Below are 20,020 nucleotides of genomic sequence, written 5' to 3' on the forward strand. Positions count from 1 at the left end.
AACTTTTGATCGTTCAGTGACAAATAATGCATGTTAACCCTAAGTAACCTTAATATAGGATAAAGTCTTTAACCCGATGTTTTTGCATTAGTAATCATGGTGAGGGTTGAAATTGCCATAATATCTGACTGTTTGGAGACTGAGGCCGCGGAAGACGGGGATCCTGTTTGCCGCAAGTAGAATCGAAAACAGCAGTGAAGAGGCTGATTTTGAGATGGTATTAGGTCGATACTGATAACCTGATGCATTCCGTTAAATATACTACTCGTCCAAATACCCCAGCTTAAATACGGGATTGGTGGTATGCTCAGCCCTCATCAAGGAGTCCATCCGTTGGGTGATTTTAGGATATTGTTTTGCCACATCGGTAGTTTCTCCCAAATCCTTTTGCAGATCATACAGCTCGATGGTCTCATTTCCTTCCCGAATATCCTTTCTTACCGCTTTCCATTTGCCCATGCGGACAGCTTGCTTGCCCGTTTCTCCATGGTATTCCCAGTACAGATGAGGGTGTTTTTGCTGCTGTTCTTCCTTGCCGAGCATGGTCGGGAGCATCGAGATGCCATCGCCATTTTCGGGAGCCTCGACACCGGCGAGAGCTGCAAAGGTAGCCTTAAAGTCCCAAAACGCAGAGGGATGGTCGTTGGTGCTGTTTGCTTGGATGCGCCCTGGCCACCGCATGATCAAAGGCACCCGGATTCCCCCTTCGTAGAGATCTCTTTTGATTCCCTTGAGTGGACCATTGCTGTCAAAAAAGGCAGGATCCCCGCCGCCTTCGATGTGTGGGCCATTGTCGGAGGTGAAGATGATGAGCGTATTATTGGCAAGCCCCAATGAATCGACGGTTTTCATGATTTCTCCGACTTGGTCATCCAGGATTTTGACCATGGCCGCGAAGGCCGCATGGGGTTGCTCTTGAGAACCCAATTGTCCCTTACGAAATCCAGGGCCTTCGTCTGTGCCCTTGTAGGGCTTTCCTTCCTGTAGTTTCCCTTCAAAAAGGGCCATTTCCTCTTCAGGAGCAATCAACTCTGCATGGGGAAGTGGCGTAGGCAGAAAAAGAAAAAAAGGCTTTTTTTGGTGGGCTTCAATGAATTTTACCGCCTCTTTCTGCATTAACGCAGGGGAGTAAGCGCCATATTTTCCATTGTCATTACCATCCAGCATGATTTTTTCCTGATTGTGCCAAAGGTGATCCGGGTAATAATTATGGGCTAAGGATTGACAGACATAGCCGTAAAACTCATCAAATCCTTGCTTATTGGGTTCCCCTTCGGTATCGGGACCGCCAAGTCCCCACTTTCCATAGGCCCCTGTGACATATCCAGCCTTTTGGAGCATCTCAGGCATGGTCTCCACTGAATCAGCTAGCGGGAATTGTCCCTCTCTTTCACGGAAACCGTAGGGGGAAGGATCCAAGCTACGATTGTCCCTGATGGCCACATGACCAGTGTGCTGTCCCGCCATCAAGGTGGCCCTGGAAGGTGAACAGACTGCGGTGCCAGCATAGTGGTCGGTAAACAACATCCCCTGTGCAGCCAAGCGGTCGATATGGGGTGTTTCGAATTGCTGCTGGCCGTAGCAACTGATATCGCCATAGCCCAGGTCATCGGCCAGGATGAAGATAATATTGGGAGGGGGAGCAGATGGTGATGACTGACTGTCATCGGAAGTATCTTTGTTTTGGCACGCCCAAAGGCAGGCGATCGCCAAAACGATAAGGTAAAGGCTATTGTTAAATTTCATAATGGTTCTTTTCAAGGTAATAATGTACCATTTACCGTTTGCTTCATTATCCTGCACTGTGATGACTTTTTCTGACATCATCGGTAGGAAGCGTGGCAAAGCAATTTCGTCATCAAAAGAAAGATTGCTTCCGTCTAGCGTCGCAGCGTCCGCAATGAATGTCACGGTAACTCATATGTCGAGCTGAGCGGCTATAGAGTTAATTTTGCTCTTTATTCTTGTTTCTTTTCTTTAATCATCTACTAACGGCATGATCATACCGTTTGCTTCATTATCCTGCACTGTGATGACTTTTTCTGACATCATCGGTAGGAAGTGTGGCGAAGCAATTTCGTCTTCAAAAGAAAGATTGCTTCCCAATGTCCCCGTGTCGGTAATGAATGTAACGCTAACTCAGATGGCGAGCAAAGGGTTATAGAATAAATTTTGCTCTTTATTCTTGTTTCTTTTCTCTATTCATCTGTTAAGGGCATGATCATAATATCACTGTCGGTGAGCAAGCTGGAATTGAAGAGTAGCCACTGGCCATCAGGGCTGATGGAATGATGGGAGTGGGCCTCGCGAGAAAAGGGACTTTTGCTGGTAAGCCGGTGCCCGGTGGTCAGCAGGGTGGTTTTAGCAGGGTTTCCATAGGCAATGCGGTAGATGTCACCGTTAAAGGTGTCTCCGACAATCCATTTTAGATCTGATGTCCCCGCGGTGTGCCAATAGCCGCCCCAATCTTGCTGCCCGTGGAAGGTGAGGTCACCTGTGCGGATGTTCAGGGAATAGATGCCATTATCCCCTTGCTGAAGCCGATCCAAATGTCCCATGACATTAAATCCGATATGGTCTTGGTCGAGGAAAACTTCATGCGTCACCCATGTTTCGTCCGATTCATCGTACAGCGGACGGTTGGTGACCTGCCCATCCTCATCGATGCTGGCAAACCACATCCGCTGAGGAGCATCACCGCCCGTTTCCCAGCAGTACATCATCTCTCCGGATTTGTAAGGGTTAGCTTGCAAATGGCCGATTCTAAAGGGAACGGTAAGGATCTCGGTGGTATTTCCCGAGGCCAGGTCCACTTCATAAATGCAAGATGTTCCTTCTTCGACCCGAGTCGAAAAGTAGAGGCTTTCCTCATCACGGTCCAGCGCCATGCCATTGGGCTGTAGCTGGGTGGGGATGGTTCCTATGGTTGTCTCATATTCGGCTTTTGGGCCGATAGTTCCCGCTTTACTGTCTTCCAAAAGCGCCTCTAGGTCCAATTTTATCAGGGAATCATTGCGAAAGTGATAGGCAACATTCGTTTCCCAGCCGAGGTGAAAGCTACTTCCATCTTCACCAGAGGCAATTTGTGTGATCTCGTGGCTGTCCATGGAAATGGCATAGGCCAACCCTTTTCCTGACCGATCGGAGCGAAACACGATGTGCTTTCCGTCTGGGGTCCACTGTGGATGGGTTTGATAGATTTTGGAGTTATGGTGCCGGGAAGTGGTCAGGGCAATGACTGTTTTTCCGGTGACTTCGTCCTGAAACGTAAAACTTTCCGCAGGAAAGTGTTGACCGAAGGCATTGGCACCGACCATGTCAAAGGTTTTGTCCACGTGGCTTCTGGAAGAGTAATCGGTCCCGGCGATGGTTTGGGAATGAACAAAATGGGCCCCAAAGAGGCCCGTGATGATACTGCCCGTCACCATGATTTTTTTCATGGTGCAGGCAGTAAGGTTGGTGGTTAATGACGTTAATTTCATTGGTATCCTGGGTTTTGTTGAAGATTTGGGTTGGCATCGATGGCCGTACTGGGAATGGGATACAGGGTCCTGAAGGGCTCAGAGGCTTCCTTGAATTCCCAAGCTTCGTTAAACTTTCCAAAACGGATCAAGTCCCTTCTCCTCGCCAATTCGAACGCCAATTCCCGGCCTCTTTCGTCCAAGATGTCTTCTAATGTGATAGTGCTAAGCGTGGAGGCATTGCTTCTTTGTCTGACTTGGTTGACCAAGGCCGTTGCTTCACCGAAATTGCCCATTCTGGCCAGTGCTTCGGCTTTGATCAGCAGTACATCGGCATAGCGGAAAAAGGCAATGTCATTGCTGGCATTTCCACCATTGGTATTGGGATCCAAGCCCCATTTGATCCATTTGATGCCTGCATTCATGGGTTGGTTTCTGATGCCAGTAGCAGGGATGATTTCATAAGGTACTGGGCCTTCCGAAGACGCTCCCTCCCGGTATAGGTTACTGTTGTTGTCGGGAACTATTCGCTCGACCATCACGACTTCACCAGTGCGCGGGTCTTTCATGGGGCCGTAGGCCAAAAACATGCTTTTCCGATCGTCGCGGTCTTCATAAATTTCGTAAACCGAAGGGCGTGTGCCAAAGCCATTTTGCGGGGTATAGGGCAAGCCAAAAAGTCCACCGCTGATGCCCGGAAGGACCTTCTGTACCAACGGATGGCCTATTCCTCCTGGGATATTGGGGGTGTAAATACCACCGAAAATAAATTCGGCATTCTCTTCATTGTCATGGACAAAATTGTCAAAGTAGTCTGGCAATAGCTGATAGGCTCCTGAGTTGATGACCATGTCTGCATATTCAAGGGCCTTGTCCCACTGGGCCGTGCCGGTGTACACCTCAGCGTTGAGGTAGAGCGTGGCCAGCAGTGTATATCCGGCTTCTCGTGTAAATCGCCCGTAATACTCACTGCCCACTTCGGTTTGGGAAGGAAGGTTAGGGAGAGCCGTTTCCAGCTCAGCGATGATAAAATCGACCACTTCCGCTCGGGTGTTTTGTGTGGGCAAGTCTAAGGGATCCACTTTGGGAGCGGTAAAAATGGGGACATTTCCGTAGAGGTCCACCAGGTAGAAATAGGCAAAAGCCCTTAAGGCCTGCAGTTCAGCACGAGGTCCCTCGATCCCTTCCAGTCCAGATGCATCCAAGGCATCGATCAAGGCATTGGCTTGCCCCACCGTACCAAAAAGGGTATTCCAAGTGCCGGCGATGTAGGCATGGCTGGCGTCCCATTTATGCTCCATCAGCTGCTCGAAGTCGTTGTTTGCCCACCAGCCTTGGATTTTACCGTGGACGACCACTTGGTCTGCGGACAGTTCCAAGGTCCTGTATTCAGCTCCCATGCCGGTGATTTGGGCAAAATTCCGGTAAACTCCCGACAGGGAGGAGAGAACTTCTTTTTCATTGGAATAAAAGCTTTCCGGGGTGTAGATAGAGTACACCTCTTCGTCCAGTGAGCAACTGCCCAAGGTGCCCAGCACCAAGGCGCCAGCAAGGGTGAGCGTTTTTTTATAGCTATTGATGATATTTTTCATTGTGATTTTTTTAACGGTTTTAAGATCTCTTTCCTTGGCGATCATCAGAAGGAAAAGCTTCCTCCCAACATAAACACACGGGGCCGTGGATAGGCCAAGTAATCGATGCCAATGGCAGCATTGCCGCCACCGTTTGTATTGGTCCTTACTTCAGGGTCATAGCCGCTGTATCCAGTAAGGACAAATAGGTTCTGGCCGGTAACGTACAGTCTGGCTCTTTTCAGAAAGCCTAGCTCAGAGACGTCAAAATTGTAACCGATGTTAATATTGTCCAGCCTTAAATAGCTGCCATCTTCCAGCCACCTGGAGGAGAATTGGGCCGTTTGATCCCGACTCACCCCAGAACTAAGCGATGACTCCAAAATGTTAATACCCGGAGTGGAATTGGTATAGGAAAATTCCGCCGCCGTATTGTTCAGGACATCGTTGCCCACTACGCCACGGAGGGTCAGTGAAGCATCAAAGTTATTCCACATAAAGCGATGGGTCATTCCGTAGATAAAGTCAGGATTGGCATTGCCAATGACCACTAAGTCAGCGCCATCTTCGCCATCCTCATCCAGGTACGTTTCCATGCCGTTTTCGTCTAATCCAGTGAACTGGCGGCCATAGAAGGTTCCTAAAGGCAAACCGGGTTTGATGATCTGGGAGAAATCCTTTGGCGTGATCACGCCGGAAAGGGGAGAGGTCCTGATTTCATCTCTTGAAAATTGCTCGTTTGACAGAGAGGTCACTTCGTTGCGGTTGCGCGAAAAGTTGACATTCATGTTCCAAGAAAACGGACGGTCGATGATCAAATCCGCATTCAACGAGACCTCCAAACCTTTGTTTTCCACCTCACCGACATTGGCCCACTGGGTATTGACCACGGAGGGGGCGGCGGTAGAAAACTGGAGCAGCAGGTTATTGGTGTACTTTTCATAATAATCGATGGTACCGGTTAGACGGTTTTCCCAAAAACCAAAATCCAGGCCTATGTTCAGCTGGTTGGTCTGTTCCCACTGAAGGTCGGGGTTGGCGTAATTGGTGGGGAGTACACTTGGAATGGCTTCTCCTCCGAGGACATACACCGCTGATCCGGCAATGCCCAATTGCTGTCGATAGAGGTCATTCGGGATTTCCTGGTTACCAGTCACCCCATAGCCCATCCGCAGCTTTAACTGATCAAAAGCACTTGCCTTCATGAACCCTTCTTCAGCAATATTCCAAGCAAAAGCTCCTGAAGGGAACAAGCCCCAGCGGTTGTTTTCACCAAACCTGCTGGAACCATCATTTCTGAGGGTAAAGGTAAAAAGATACCGGTCCTTTAAGCGCAGGTTGGCACGACCAAACACCGATGCGAGTCTATTGGCTGACTTATAAGAGGTGTTGGAAAGGATGTTCCCGGATTGGATCAAATTCCATTTGACGGAGGAAGAAACAAAGTTATTGGCCTCTGTAAAGGTGTATTCGGTCACAAAACGCTGAAAGGAATATCCGCCCAGTAGGTTGAGGTTGGTGTTATTGCCCAAATCCTTGTTATACGTTAATGTCGCCTCCATTACGGAACTGTAATTTTTCAGTTTATTGATAGAGGCCCGCCCACCATCGGTTTCCCCAGCGGGATGGGTGGCCGGCATATTGGTGAACCGCTCCACATATTGGTCGTTATGACCTATGTTCATGCGGAAGGTAAGTTCGTCCATAATATCAAAAGCGACATCTACATTTCCTAAAAACAAGTTGGTGTTCCTTTCATCGTCCACTTCCACCCAAGAAACAGGGTTGATACGGAGTTCACCGATCTGGTAATAGGAGCCATCTGGATTGGTGACAGGCAGGGTGGGAGCCCACCTGATGGCGTCTTTTAGGATGTTACCGCCTTCGTTGTTGATGTTGGAAGAAATGGGGGTATTATCTTCAGCGGTCTTGCCGTAGGTCATGTTGATGCCGAGCCGCAGTCTTCCTTCCAGGGCTTTATGGGTGCCGTTAAAGCGGGCGGTATACTTCTTTAAGCCTGAAGAAAGCAGGATTCCCTGCTGATCCGTATACCCGAGAGAAGCCCGGAAAGTACTGGCAGCAGAACCACCGCCAAAGGCTACATTGTGGTTTTGGCTTACTGCTGATCTGAAAATTTCATCTTGCCAAAAGGTGTTGGCGCCTTCGTCGGGATAGTTTAGCCCGTTTTCTTCGGCATAGTTACGGTATTGATCGGCCGAAAGCACAGGTAAGGTTTTCCGGATATTGGATACCCCCACATAGGTGTCATAGGTAAGCGTCTCACCACCACTTTTGTTTTTAGTGGTAATGATGATGACCCCATTTGCTCCTCGCGAACCATAAATGGCCGTCGCCGAAGCATCTTTAAGGATGTCAATGGATTCAATATCGGATGGATTGATGGAGTTTAGCGGGTTGGTGCCTTCAGAGGAAAATGGAGAACTTCCCTGCATGGAGGAAACAAAGTTATTGGCAGAGTTAAACTGCATCGGCACGCCATCGATCACGTAAAGCGGATCGTTTCCCGCAGAAATGGAGTTGACGCCACGGATCCTGACCGTGGAGGCGGCGCCCGGTTGCCCACTATTTTGGACGATATTCACCCCAGCCACTTTGCCTTGCATCAATTGCTCCGGGGCGACGGACATGCCGGTATTAAAATCCTTTTCACCAACAGAGGCTACTGCACCGGTGATGTCTTTTTTGCGTTGGGTACCGTAACCGACCACTACCACCTCACCGAGCTGTTGTAAATCAGCTTCCATGGTGATGTTTAAGTTGGTTTGGTCTCCTACGGATACTTCCTGCTTGACAAAACCAATGGAGCTAAAAATCAATACCGCTCCTTCGTCGGGGACTTCGAGGGTGAATTTTCCGTCGATGTCGGTGACCGTGCCTGTTCCGGAGCCTTTCAGCAAAATGCTTACACCCGGAAGGGGACTGTTGTCTTCACTGGAAACCACCGTGCCGGTGATTACCTTTTCCATTGCATGGGTACTACGGATGGTTGTAACGTTTTTCTCGACCGAGGGGGTCGCCAGGGCATCTGTTAGGCCCAAACTACAGATCGTGGACAGCAAAGCAAACATACCTTGCCTCCAAGACATTCTTAGGGTAATTACTTCTTTCATTGGTTAATTGGGTTTAATGATAATGACTTAACCTGTTACTCACTCCCAATGTATCCAATGATTTTCAAGAATCTGTTCTGAACTGTGATGCATCATAAATGCTTATAAATGGTAAAAAATGAGTTTTTATGGTTCTATTACGATGTTAAAGGAGTAGGGCTGATTTGCTCTTCGGGGGCTTCTTTTCGTGCGTTTTTGATGTTGCTTGTTTTATGGTCAAGGTAGGGATCAGGGATGGTTTGTTAGCGTCAGAGGTATGGCATTAGCCATTACCTGACATTCGATGTTCAGGACGAGTGGAGTCGGTTTCCTGGAAAAACAGTTAATCGTAAGACGTGCTTTATTCTTTCTTCATCATTCCGGCTCCCACCAATAGCGGGAAGAGCATAAAAAGGCTTTTCATGCGCATGATGATGCCCAAATTGCTGAGGATATTGATATATACCAGCGAAGAGGCCAAAAAGAGGACAATCCCGAATTTTAAGTACAACGGGAGAGGTTTCCAGCGATGCCATTTGACCGTTAAGGCCAATCCCGTGGTGCCAGTAAGCAATATGAGATTTTCCAGAGAAGCCAGAAAGGAAGTAATATTATGCGCGTCCAACAAAAGGGGACGAAACCAATAAGTGAAAAGCCGCATGGGCCAAGCATAATCAGCCATGGGTACGGAAGATCCCACATCCTTTCCTGAAAGCAGGGAGAATTGCTGATGGATGATTTGTTGGATACCTTCCAAGTTGAAGTGGTCCATGCCCACATACCAAAGTAATGCGGGAAAGGCCGCCAGTGCAGCCATGATACATGGAATTCCCCATTGAAGCTGGTACTTTTTGGAAGGGCCAAATAGAAGTGCCGCAATGCCAAAACTAATCAATACCAGCCATGCCAAGTAGGTCCTGACCATAAAGATCAGAAATAAGCCGAGAAGCCCACTGGCCCATTTCTGCTGATCGATATGCTGAAGGATCAAGATAATGGCCACAAAGCAAAGTGCCTCTTTCCCAATCCCTCCGGTCCAGAAGTGCAAGTTGGGCAGGTAAAGGAAGTATACGGGCCACGGGATGCCCCAAAACACTTTTTTACCATCATATTCCCGTATTAGCCGGATAAAAAGCCACCTAAAGCCCAGAAAGCTAAGCATGGCGTAAAGGAAAAATCCAGAAAGCATGTCCCAGCCCAAAAATCGGGAAGGGATATAATTCAGCCAGTACATAAAGGGATAGCCTATGCCAAAATAATCCCACCAGCCCGTGGCATTCGGGTCGGCAAGTGGGCCGTTCAGGTTCCAATATACCACGGCGTCTCCGCCAAAAGCCATGACATATTGATAAAAGAAATAGCTGAATCCCAGGTGATAGCTCAGCAAAACATGTAAATGGCGGATTTGGATGTTTTCAAGCCCCTTTTTATTCCCCACAAAGTGGTTGGTATAAAAAAGGAGCAAGGTCAAACTACATATTACTATTACTTGGATCATGGTCAGCAGCGAAAACACCTTGTACAAAAATCAACTATTTGAGGGGAAAAAAATAATATGGGCTAAAAATTCCCCTGTTTCCGCCTAATTTAGTCCCATGCAGTTGAGAAAAGCAAAACCAACCGATCAGGAAGCCATCGTTGCTTTGCTGAAATGTTCGCTGGGAGAAACCCTTTTGCCTAAGAGTGTGAAGTTATGGCAGTGGAAACACGTAGACAATCCTTTCGGGAAGTCACCGGTGTTGGTGGCAGAATCGGGAGGAGAAATTGTCGGTGTGCGGGCGTTTATGCCTTGGCGTTTTGCCCGTGAGGGGCAATCGGTCAAGGCACTGAGGGCGGTGGACACAGCGATTCATCCCAGCTTTCAGGGCAAGGGTATTTTCAAAAAACTCACCCTTGAGCTGCTCCACGAATGCATGGAAGATGACTTCCAGTTTATCTTTAATACCCCAAATCCCCAAAGCCTGCCCGGTTACCTGAAAATGGGCTGGCAGAAGCGGGGTAGGCTGCCGCTCAGGTTGGCTGTGGTGAGGCCGCTGGAGATGTTTTTGGGAAAGGGGAGAAGTCCTAAACAGGAGGTTGCCCTCCAAGAGTGGCCCAAGGACGTATTTAACACTGTTTCAGAAAACCTGGCACCGGAAGGATTGATGACAGCATTGTCAGATGAATATTTGCTTTGGCGGTATGCGCAGAATCCACTGTTTCGGTACGGATGGTTTTCGGACGGTGAAAGTTACCTGTGCATTTTTAGGGTGAAGGCCCATCAGCGGTTTAGCGAATTTAGGATATGCGAACTGCTGCCATTGGGCAATGAGATGGCGTACAATATCCCGGAATTTAACAAACAGTTGAAAAAGCAGGTAGGCCAATATGGGGCCTCACTCATTTCCATTTCGGGAGAGTCCAAGGTGCCCCTGCAGTCCTTTGGAATGTATCGATTTTTTAAAGCCCCCAAAGGCCCTATGGTAACCCTTCGTAATCTTGGAAGGGAACAGCAGGCTATTGAGCGCTTATTTGATCCAACAGGATTGGCGTTCAGCTTAGGGGATTTAGAGCTTTTTTAAGCAGGGGGGCCAATCGTAGAAGGAGGCTTTATGGTGTGAGGACACACACTATGGAAGTATAGTTGGGGTCAAGCAGAAAAACTGGGGGAAAGGCTGGCCGGATGGAGATAATGATGAATGATTGACGTTTCTATCCCCAAAGCTCCCACCCGCTGCCAAGTCGGCCTCCCCGCATTTATCGATTTCAACTTTTTCTCTTCTCTCAGCAGCGGTTTTTCCACCACCGGTGGACAGGTTTTGGTTACTTTTTTCACCAGCAGAAAAAAGTGACAACGTCAAATAGAGAAATTCCCCCTAAAGAGGAGTTTTTCTCCACTTCCCAATCCTTAGGCCTGGTCGGAAATCCCTCGCCCCCCAGAAATATGGCTTGATCCCTGTTTTTCCAAACCGCTAACCTCCCAAAAGGGTATCCAGCTTATTTTTGGCCGTGAGTTTTTGGAAGCCCATTTTAAAAAGGATATCGGCTCTTGTTTTTTCCCGATGATCCAGTGACGTCATGGTTTCAAGAATGGCTTCTCTAAAGCCGGTGCGATCATATCTTTTATGAATAGCCTTAATGAAGGTCAAAGGGAGCTGGAAGGTGTGCGCGCCAATGACGTCCATGGCCGCTCCTTTGGATAAAAGGTAGGCTTCATTTCCAAATGTTGCGCGGTCAACATGCGGGTTTAGGTGCAGATCAACGGCAGTTTGCATCTTGCTGGCCTTAAGCGTATCGGTTCCGTTTTTCAGGGCAAAGTCCTTGACATGATGCCCGCCATAAACAGCAAAACATTGTTTGCTGCAAACATGCTGATGCTTTTCCGTAAGGCCAATGTCGTGTAGAATAGAAGTGGTAAATAGAAATTCTTCGTCCACTTTTAACCCTTGGGCTAATGCCAATCCCGCACTAAAGAAATACGTCCGGTAACAATGCTTCAGGAGGGAAGGGCTGTAGACATCGTTGGCTTCTTCTATGGCAAGTGTGGCTAGTTTGGAATCAGGTATGCCGATATGGGCTATATCTGCTTCCCGGTATGATTTAATCCCTAGCCATGTGAGAAGCCTGTCTTTGTTTTCCGTAAGCTTTGCCGTCAATAGTGCTCGTTTGAACTGTGAGACCTCCCTGCTGTTCAATATCCCCAAGTCATTGTAAATGCTTTTCATTGCTGTTTTGCTTTCTGATGAAGTGCAAATTTACAAAAACATACTAACTAGTATGTTTTTAATGAAAAAAATTATGTCAATGTGTTGAGATAGGTAGTGAGTTGGTCCAGGTACGCGTGATACGGGCGTTTACTATTCTCTAGTTTACCGAGGTTTCGGGCTCCCCAATACCCCGAAAGGATAAAAAGAGCTGCTGATGCGGGATTGATAGTGTTATGGACAGATCCATTTTTCTGTCCATTTTCCAGAAAATCCGTCAATGACCGGATCCACTGATTGACAAGTTCGTTTAGGGCCTTGGAAAAGGAGGTGTCCCATGGGGTCATTTCTTGTACTAGATTGGACGCAGGACAGCCACAAGCCACCGTTAGCGTGTCGTCTTTCAGGAGAAGATGCTGCATCAAGGCATAAATAGCATTTTGAGGACTATCTTCGCGACCCAGTAGGGCTACAAACTTACTGGAAAGTCGAGGTTTGAGTATTTCTTCGACCATCGCAATTCCCATCTCATCTTTGTTTTTAAAATGGTAGTAAAATGCTCCTTTGGTAACCTTAGTGGTGGCAAGGATCTCATCGATACTCGTGGCCCTGTAGCCATTGGTATAGATGAGGTCAAAGGCTTTGTTGAGAATGGTCGAACGCGTTATTTCAGCTTTTTTCACGTGAATGTTGTTTGGCCTTTACAAAGAAACAAAATTAGTTGGACATGGGCTTTTTATACTTCCCACCAAAAGGGCACCGCATTCCATGGAATGCACCGTCACGTTCGACCAAGATCAATTCATGATTGGTCAAATGAAATGGAGAGTTTTCTAATCATGCTTTTCGACTATTTTCGTGATTTCCACATCAAACTGATCCGGCTTCAATGAAATTCCATAGTGGTCAAGAAGGTAACTTCTGGCTCCATCAAAGGTTTTGAACGGGAATTTTAACTCAAAATATCCATTTAATTTGGTCCTATCAGTGACATAAATTTGGAACCTGTTTTCCAATTCATCCACTAAACCTTGCATGGGGACACCATTTCCTTGCCAATAGTTGCCGCTGGTGGAGGTTCCTCCTCCTGAATAAGCTTTTGTCGTATCCACGGCATGTCGAATAAAGAGGCTGTCATTTGCTATATCCAAGGCATAGCCTGCTACTTCCTTTTGCTCCTGGATAAGGTCATAATCCAGTTCATGCAATAAAGATCGGACGATGGTGGGCCTTCTTTCATTTGGGGGCAAATCCTTAGGGAATTTAAAGCGAACATCATAGTTGTTTTGATCGTTAACTGAAATCCTGCTTTTACTTTTTTGGAGGAGGAACGTGAGGTTTTCAGCCAGGGTTTGGTTGACTAGGCTGTATTCCCTAAGGTTAAACTGGAAGCCGACTACTTCCTCGTCCATGTAATCATTTTTAGTGACAGTGATGGGGTAGATGTGGTTGAGACGTAGTTCTTTGTTCAGGGGAGCTGCTGGATTGTTTGTCACTACTTGCGGATCATGTTTTTTATGGAGCAACTCATCTATCATATCATTGGTAAGTAGTGATGGATGTCCTTTCCATTTCAAAATTCCCTTTTCATCGATCAAAAATGTCGTTGGATAAGCATTGACTTCGTATTTGTGGATCGTTTGATAGCTTGTATCTGTGCCTACATGGGCCAAATACTCCTTTTTAGACAGAAATGTGGAAATATCTTCCTCCTTTTCATACGTTATGGCTATAAATGAAATATTGTCATTTTTGTATTCTTCAGTAAGGTCGTTTAGATGGGGAATCGTATAGATACAAGGAGCGCAGCTCGTAAACCAGAAGTCCAAAACGATTGCTTGGCCTGTTGTTTTTGGCACATCACCATTATCATGATTTACCCATGTATCCACCTCAATGGCTGGAGCTTTTTCCCCAACCGCCACCTGAGCAATAGCCTTGAATAAAAGGAGCATCAATGGGATGGTTAAAAGTGTTTTTTTCATAAAAGGTTAATGATTAAAATCTGATTATCTGAGATTTTGTACCAATATTAATAAAACAATAAACTTAGGGAAAATAGCATTGACCCTATAGGTTTTGGTTACGTGCAACAGTGCGAATATAATTAATGAAAAATGCGATTAAATATATGATATTTAATCCATATGAGCTTGTGCGGGCAGCTTTACGTCCTCATGATGCTTATTGATTAGTTCTTCAGGTAGATTTAAAAATCGCGCGGCATTATTATATAGAATATCTCTTTTCTGTTTGTCTGTTAGCCAATCAATTTCAAAGATGATTTTGAGATTTTTTTCGACCGTTCCAAAATAGTCTGATCCAAACATTAAGCGGTCTCCTAGTCCTGCTTCGTATAATTTTCTGAGATTTGGTTCCCATATTACTTTGGGCAAAAATATACTGACTGCGGATATCTCACAGTAAATTTGTGGATACTTCTTCATAATCTGGATAGCTTCGTCCGAATATTCGTTTCCGAAATGCATCAAATAAATCTTTAAGTCTGGATACTTTTCAAGTATAGGACTTAATAAGGCAGGGTTAGCATATTTAGGATTATAATTGGGGTTTTCTTCAATTACCTGTTTGGTAGGAGGTCCTGAGTCCGAATGGATACCAATTGGGAGATTAAATTCGGAAGCAATTTTCCAATAATGCGATAACCTTTCATCAGTAGGGGGTACTCCGTAATAGTTGTATAAAGATTCCCCCATACTTCTAAATTTTTCATTTTTATAAATTTCACGTAGTTCGTCTTCCGAAAAAAAAGTTTTGGTACATGGTTCATCCTGCTTTACCGTACCTCGACAAGGAAATATTAACCCTGCCCATATTCTATCATCAGCCTTTGCATACATATTTGCATACTTTAGGTTGCCACCCCCGATTACCAATACTATATTGTTTTTATTGAAATTTTCAATTGACCATTTAAGTTTTGCTTTATCAATATCAGTATCCATCGCATTATATATTTCATTATCTTTATACCCTTTGGTGATATGGTAATGCATGTCAATAATAGGCTGATTTTTAAGGAAGTGCTCCATTGATTCTTGAGCATATCCAGTAGTACTATACACCATTAATGTAATCAAAAGTATTTTATTGATCATATTGATATAATTTTTTAGGTTCTTTCATTTTAAAATAAACTGCTTTAGAAAGCCAAGAACTATAATCAAAAAAGCCTCTTAAGCTGTTGAATCATAAAGGTAAATATAGGACCGGTATGCTGGGATGCTATTATGACAATCTCTGTAGAACTAATCGTCCATATTTATTATAGAGTTAGAATAGTTGAAGTTTTCCATCAATAACACTACGAAACTAAGATACTAAAATATTTGAATGGATGAAAGTGCCTGATAATCAGTTGATAGATCGCAAGTTGTTTTTATGGAAGTAATAAAGGGAGTAAGTAAGATTATTAATCCTGATTTTATGAAGAGGAAATCTATTTGGGGCTTGTGGCAGATAATAGATGAGGAGAATGAGGATAGCGACGTCTTAAATGTTCTTTAAGGGGGGTAAGTGAATTCAAGAAATAACTATGTCTATGCCTTATCGGATCTTGAGAAATATTCCATTTTAAACGGGATCATAGCGTTAATTTAGTTTGAGCCAAAGAGTATATCAGAATCTTAGTGTTTTTCCCTGATTCTAAAACTCAAAATGGAGTGTTTTTTATCTTTAGTAGTACATTATCATATTAGAATCCCATTAGAAATGAACCATTTTTTGCCATTTCCCGTCAGTAATATTTAATATTGATTGGAATTATATACCCTTTAAAATAGATCAGTGAAAAAAATATTGCTAGTAGAGGATGATAGCCGTGTCAGTGCATTTATCATAAAAGGCCTGCAAGAAGAAGGTTATGACGTGGCCCTGGCCATGGATGGCAAGACGGGGCTCCAGATGGCCCTGCAAGGCAATTATGACTTGGTTATTTTGGATATTATGATTCCTGAAATGAACGGGATAGAGGTCTGTAAAGCTCTTCGCAAACAGCATACACACGTACCAGTGCTGTTTTTGACGGCATTGGGGAGCACCGAAAATGTGGTGATGGGCCTGGACAGTGGGGCAGACGACTACCTTTCTAAGCCGTTTAAGTTTATCGAACTGCTGGCCAGGGTGCGGACCCTGATGAGAAGGTCCACATATAGCAGTGGAAGTGAAAGCAAAACGGAAAGTACTTATCAGTTTGGGGACCTTGAGCTGGATGATGAGACCAAGACGGTGCTTCGAAACGGGATGGCCATCAGCCTGACCTCTACCGAATACCGCTTGCTGCTGATGTTTATGAAAAACCAGCGCAGAGTACTCTCGCGGATCGATATTTTGGAAGAGGTCTGGGGGATTGATTTTGATATGGGTACCAATGTGGTGGATGTTTATGTAAATTACCTGCGGAAGAAGCTGGAGAAATACCAAGGCCCTAGGTTGATTCAGACCGTCATCGGAATGGGGTACGTGCTAAAAGAAGCCGAATGAAAACACAGAACAAGATCGTTTATGTCCTGCTGATCGTTTTTTTCAGCTATACCTTGCTGTTCAGCGGGTTTATCTATTATTCCATTTCCAATTATGCCTTTACGGATTTTTATAAGCGGCTTGAAATCAGGGCAATTACCACTGCAAAGTCCCAGTTGGAGAATGAAGGGGAAGGGAATATCATCCGTGAGCTACGGCAGGAATACTTGGAGGTGCTTCCTGATGAGGAGATTAAAATGTATAAGCTTCCGGAAAGCGGTGACTGGCGGGGAATACGTGAGCTTGGAGAGTTTAAAGATGGCTTTATTGATGAAATCCTCGAGGACGGCACCAGTATGTACAATGACAGCAGGACCTTCTTTTACGGTACCACGTACACAACGGTGGGCAAGGCCACTTATTTGGTAATCATTTCAGCCGAAAATTACTTTATTACCCATCACGTGCACTATTTGCGAAACTTGCTTTTCACCTCTTTGGCGATTGCCTTTGTGATCATCTTGGTAGTGGCCTTTTTGTTTACCCGAAAATACATCCAGCCGATCAACGACATCATCGAAAAGGTAAAGGAGATCAGTTCGGAAAACCTGCACCTCCGGCTCAATCAGCAGTCCAAAAACGACGATACGATCAGTCAGCTATCCCAGACCTTTAATGATATGCTCAACCGGTTGGAGACTTCGTTTGAGACCCAGAAGAATTTTATCAGCAATGCGAGCCATGAGCTGAACACGCCGCTGACCAGCATCATTGGTGAGGCAGATGTGACGCTCAGCAAGGTTCGCAGACCAGAGGAATACATCATGGCCCTGCAGACCATTTTGGAAGAAGCCGAAAAGCTGGACAAGAAAACCAAGGCCCTGCTGATGCTGGCACAAACGGGGTTTGACGGGAAGCGGCAAAAATTCCAAATGCTGCGCACCGACCAACTGATCATGGACGTTAAGGATACTGTGGAGAAGATCTATCCCGGGAGCAAGATTAGCATCGATTTCAGCCTCTTGCCCGAGAATCCCTACCGGCTAAAAATCAATGCCAACGAGGCACTCCTTCACCTTGCCCTTTCCAATATCATCTTGAACGGTTGTAAATATTCGGATTTTAACCCCGTCCATGTTGCCTTGGGTGTGTCAGACGGAAAAGTGATCATCATTGTAAAAGACGAGGGCATCGGCATTCCGGATTCGGAGATGAAATACATTTATGACCCTTACTTTAGGGCCTCCAACACCAAGAACCATGAGGGATATGGCATCGGGCTTCCTTTGGCCCGCAACATCGTCAGGATGCACCGTGGTGAACTGGTGGTGAATTCTACCGAGAATGAAGGCACTACCGTCCAGATCACCCTTCCTTGCTTTTTCACCAATCAAGAGATCAAAGAGGGCAAAGCGGAACAGATCGTAAAAGCCTATCGTGAAGGCCGTACCACCCAAGTGTCCAGTAATCTTTAATTCCCCCTACCTAGCCTACTACCGTCAAAAGCCCGCATTTGTAATGCGGGCTTCAAGCAAGGTAATTATAATGCCCTCTGTCATTCTCCAAGGACAATCCTTGGCGATATATACTGAAAAAATGCTGGGTTGATGAAGCCCTAATCAATTCTAATCTCATCCTAATCTAATTCTTAATCCCCTCTAATAGGTGGTGTGTAGTTTTGCTTACGATCATTAAAAAAGCGGGATAGATGAGAAAAACAGTACTAATACCAACTGATTTTACGGTGAAGTCATTAAACCTCGTAAAATCAGCTTTGAATGCAAATGAGGAATGTCAGCTGGAAATCATTCTTGTACACGGTTTGTACCTTCCGGATTCTATTACCGAAATGCTTTTTTTTAGAAAAAAAGAAGCCATTAGGAAATTGGAAAACCCAGCATTTGAAGAATCCTGTCAGTTGCTATTGGGAAAATACGGCTCTCGTATCGAAAGTTTGAGTGTGGACTTGTTTTCAGGTTATAACAGGGCAGCGTTTGAAAATTACCTGGAGGGAAATCGAGTAGATGAGATCTATGCATTTTCGGACCACGATTTTAAGGCCGTCCATAAAAGGAGTTTTGACCTGATGCCCTTGATCGAAAAAACAAGCGTCCACTTGACGAAGGTAAAATGGGTAGACCACGGCAGAAGGCATGATCTGGACCGGAACCAACTTGCCGCCCTCTTTTTTGGGCATTTCAGTCCATCCTAAATAAAAAGAAGATGAAGATAAAAATAATGTATGTCGGCGTATTTGTGCTGCTGTTTGGCGTAGTGGTCACATTGGTGGCCAATGATGTGAGTCCAGAGCGGAAATTGATCGGAAAATGGGAAGAGGTGATGTGGAAGTATGAAAAATTGGATAGCTCGGAAGGCAATGTATTCGATTCTTTTCATATCAACGACCAACTTAAGCAAGAAATCAGTCGAGAACTGGTCATCCATAAAGCAGAGACCTGGGAGATCAAGCCGGAAGGGGAACTGTTGCTGCATAAAAAAAATGGGGCCAGTGAACACTTGCACTGGCGGTTGAAAGGGCGTGGTCATGTGTTAAAGCTTTTTGGGCATGGAGACAGCCTAGAGCATTACCAGATCCAAAAACTTACCGATGACACGATGGAGATTCACTTTAATTCAGACTTACAAGCACGGGGAATCATCAAGATGACCTTCAAAAAAGCCAAAAGTTAACATCGATGCTCAGAAAATTCAGCAATAGCAGGACACTAAGCGATAACATTAAACTGGGAAGCCTAACGGCTTTTTCGGCAGGGATGGTGAATGTGGTCTCAGTAATGTTGTTTTTCGCGTTTACTTCGAATGTAACGGGCCATTATGCGGTTTTGGCAGAGGAGATAGCGAAAGGTAACTGGTACCAAGCTGGTGTGGTGGCGGCATGGATCATGCTGTTCTTTTTTGGTGGGTTCACCTCCAATTGCATCATCATCCATTTTAATAAACGCTACACTTATTTGGCGCATGCCGTCCCCGTGTTTTTGGAAATCCTTTGTCTTTTGGTCGTAGGGACTTACGTGCAGTTTTATTATGCCGAGACCTTATTGGAGACGGAATGGTTGGTAGGGCTGATGCTGTATGCCATGGGCATCCAAAATGGATTGACGGCGAGTATTTCCAATTCTGCAGTGAAAACGACCCACTTGACGGGCTTGACCACAGACTTGGGCATGCTCTTTTCCATGTTTACCAAGAAAGAATACCGTGAAAATCCCCAATTGCGGGGCAAGCTTAAGATACAGTTGTCGATTATGGTCAGTTACATGTCCGGAGGCATCACTGCAGGCTTCATTTACATGACCATTGCTTACAATGTGTTTTATATCGTTTGTCTTTTCTTGCTGATTGTCATTGGCTATGACTATTACAAATTGAAGTACTATGAGCTGGTCAATAGACGCGACCGCAAGAGCAAAAAGGATTTTTACCGGTATATAGGAGTCAAGAATAAAAAGAAAATCCTCGAAAAAGCCTGAGAATATGATGGTGGTAGTCAAAAGACAGGCTTAGTTCAGACACCTACAGGTTATGTTACTTGTGGGTGTTTTTTATGCTATTTTTAATCGTTTGCGATGATCACGGATCAGGTGAAATTTCTGGAGAGATAAATTTCTTTTTTATAGAACAAGGTTACGCCACCAAGGCTCTAAGACACAAAACAATAGTAAATTCCTTTCTATGCAGGTTACAGCATCCAC

Annotated in this window: 15 protein-coding genes; 6 read left to right on the forward strand and 9 right to left on the reverse strand. The window is 45.3% G+C overall.

What is annotated here, in order from left to right; genetic code table 11:
- Positions 1-261 precede the first annotated feature (261 nt).
- The 5 genes from ECHVI_RS12725 to ECHVI_RS12745 all read right to left on the reverse strand — a co-directional run bounded on the left by ECHVI_RS12725 (position 262) and on the right by ECHVI_RS12745 (position 9,580).
- The gene (locus ECHVI_RS12725; protein WP_015266407.1) at positions 262-1,824 is read right to left on the reverse strand and encodes an arylsulfatase; all 1,563 of its coding nucleotides are present in this window, start codon (positions 1,822-1,824) and stop codon (positions 262-264) included.
- Between the two features lie 374 nt (positions 1,825-2,198).
- Complete coding sequence (locus ECHVI_RS12730) at positions 2,199-3,482, reverse strand: oligogalacturonate lyase family protein (RefSeq protein WP_015266408.1); 1,284 nt, start codon at positions 3,480-3,482, stop codon at positions 2,199-2,201.
- Positions 3,479-5,053 carry a RagB/SusD family nutrient uptake outer membrane protein gene (locus tag ECHVI_RS12735; protein ID WP_041739792.1) on the reverse strand — a complete coding sequence of 525 codons (1,575 nt, stop codon included), beginning with the start codon at positions 5,051-5,053 and terminating at the stop codon, positions 3,479-3,481. The genes ECHVI_RS12730 and ECHVI_RS12735 overlap by 4 nt, the downstream gene beginning before the upstream one ends.
- Before the next feature lie 44 nt (positions 5,054-5,097).
- A complete protein-coding gene (locus tag ECHVI_RS12740) occupies positions 5,098-8,163 on the reverse strand; it encodes a SusC/RagA family TonB-linked outer membrane protein (protein WP_015266410.1) in 3,066 nt (1,021 codons plus the stop codon).
- Positions 8,164-8,503: 340 nt separating this feature from the next.
- Entirely contained in the window at positions 8,504-9,580 is a 1,077-nt protein-coding gene (locus ECHVI_RS12745; RefSeq protein WP_169316419.1) for a hypothetical protein, read from the reverse strand.
- Positions 9,581-9,737: 157 nt separating this feature from the next.
- Here ECHVI_RS12745 and ECHVI_RS22990 point away from each other — a divergent pair, with 157 nt between their 5' ends.
- Positions 9,738-10,703, forward strand: coding sequence for a GNAT family N-acetyltransferase (locus tag ECHVI_RS22990; protein WP_015266412.1), 966 nt, complete (start codon positions 9,738-9,740; stop codon positions 10,701-10,703).
- A 390-nt stretch (positions 10,704-11,093) separates the two neighbouring features.
- Here ECHVI_RS22990 and ECHVI_RS12760 read toward each other — a convergent pair whose 3' ends face one another.
- The 4 genes from ECHVI_RS12760 to ECHVI_RS12775 form a co-directional block, all read right to left on the reverse strand.
- Complete coding sequence (locus ECHVI_RS12760; RefSeq protein ID WP_015266413.1) at positions 11,094-11,846, reverse strand: HD domain-containing protein; 753 nt, start codon at positions 11,844-11,846, stop codon at positions 11,094-11,096.
- Positions 11,847-11,917: 71 nt separating this feature from the next.
- Positions 11,918-12,508, reverse strand: coding sequence for a TetR/AcrR family transcriptional regulator (locus ECHVI_RS12765; protein ID WP_015266414.1), 591 nt, complete (start codon positions 12,506-12,508; stop codon positions 11,918-11,920).
- Between the two features lie 150 nt (positions 12,509-12,658).
- Positions 12,659-13,810 carry a redoxin domain-containing protein gene (locus ECHVI_RS12770; protein WP_041738627.1) on the reverse strand — a complete coding sequence of 384 codons (1,152 nt, stop codon included), beginning with the start codon at positions 13,808-13,810 and terminating at the stop codon, positions 12,659-12,661.
- A 153-nt stretch (positions 13,811-13,963) separates the two neighbouring features.
- The gene (locus ECHVI_RS12775) at positions 13,964-14,944 is read right to left on the reverse strand and encodes an amidohydrolase family protein (RefSeq protein WP_015266416.1); all 981 of its coding nucleotides are present in this window, start codon (positions 14,942-14,944) and stop codon (positions 13,964-13,966) included.
- Positions 14,945-15,632: 688 nt separating this feature from the next.
- Between ECHVI_RS12775 and ECHVI_RS12780 the strand changes: the two genes are divergently transcribed.
- The 5 genes from ECHVI_RS12780 to ECHVI_RS12800 all read left to right on the forward strand — a co-directional run bounded on the left by ECHVI_RS12780 (position 15,633) and on the right by ECHVI_RS12800 (position 19,798).
- Positions 15,633-16,328: a response regulator transcription factor gene (locus tag ECHVI_RS12780; RefSeq protein WP_015266417.1), complete on the forward strand. Its 696-nt coding sequence runs from the start codon at positions 15,633-15,635 to the stop codon at positions 16,326-16,328.
- On the forward strand, positions 16,325-17,782 hold the full coding sequence (locus ECHVI_RS12785) for a sensor histidine kinase (RefSeq protein ID WP_015266418.1): 1,458 nt from the start codon (positions 16,325-16,327) through the stop codon (positions 17,780-17,782). The genes ECHVI_RS12780 and ECHVI_RS12785 overlap by 4 nt, the downstream gene beginning before the upstream one ends.
- A 233-nt stretch (positions 17,783-18,015) precedes the next feature.
- Positions 18,016-18,519: a hypothetical protein gene (locus tag ECHVI_RS12790; RefSeq protein ID WP_015266419.1), complete on the forward strand. Its 504-nt coding sequence runs from the start codon at positions 18,016-18,018 to the stop codon at positions 18,517-18,519.
- Between the two features lie 11 nt (positions 18,520-18,530).
- Positions 18,531-18,998, forward strand: a complete 468-nt coding sequence (locus ECHVI_RS12795; protein ID WP_015266420.1) for a hypothetical protein — start codon at positions 18,531-18,533, stop codon at positions 18,996-18,998.
- Positions 18,999-19,003: 5 nt separating this feature from the next.
- Positions 19,004-19,798 (forward strand): YoaK family protein, encoded by a 795-nt coding sequence (locus tag ECHVI_RS12800; protein WP_015266421.1) that lies wholly within the window; start codon positions 19,004-19,006, stop codon positions 19,796-19,798.
- Positions 19,799-20,020: the final 222 nt, after the last annotated feature.

Source organism: Echinicola vietnamensis DSM 17526 (assembly GCF_000325705.1).
In the GTDB taxonomy this organism is placed as follows: Bacteria; Bacteroidota; Bacteroidia; order Cytophagales; family Cyclobacteriaceae; genus Echinicola; species Echinicola vietnamensis.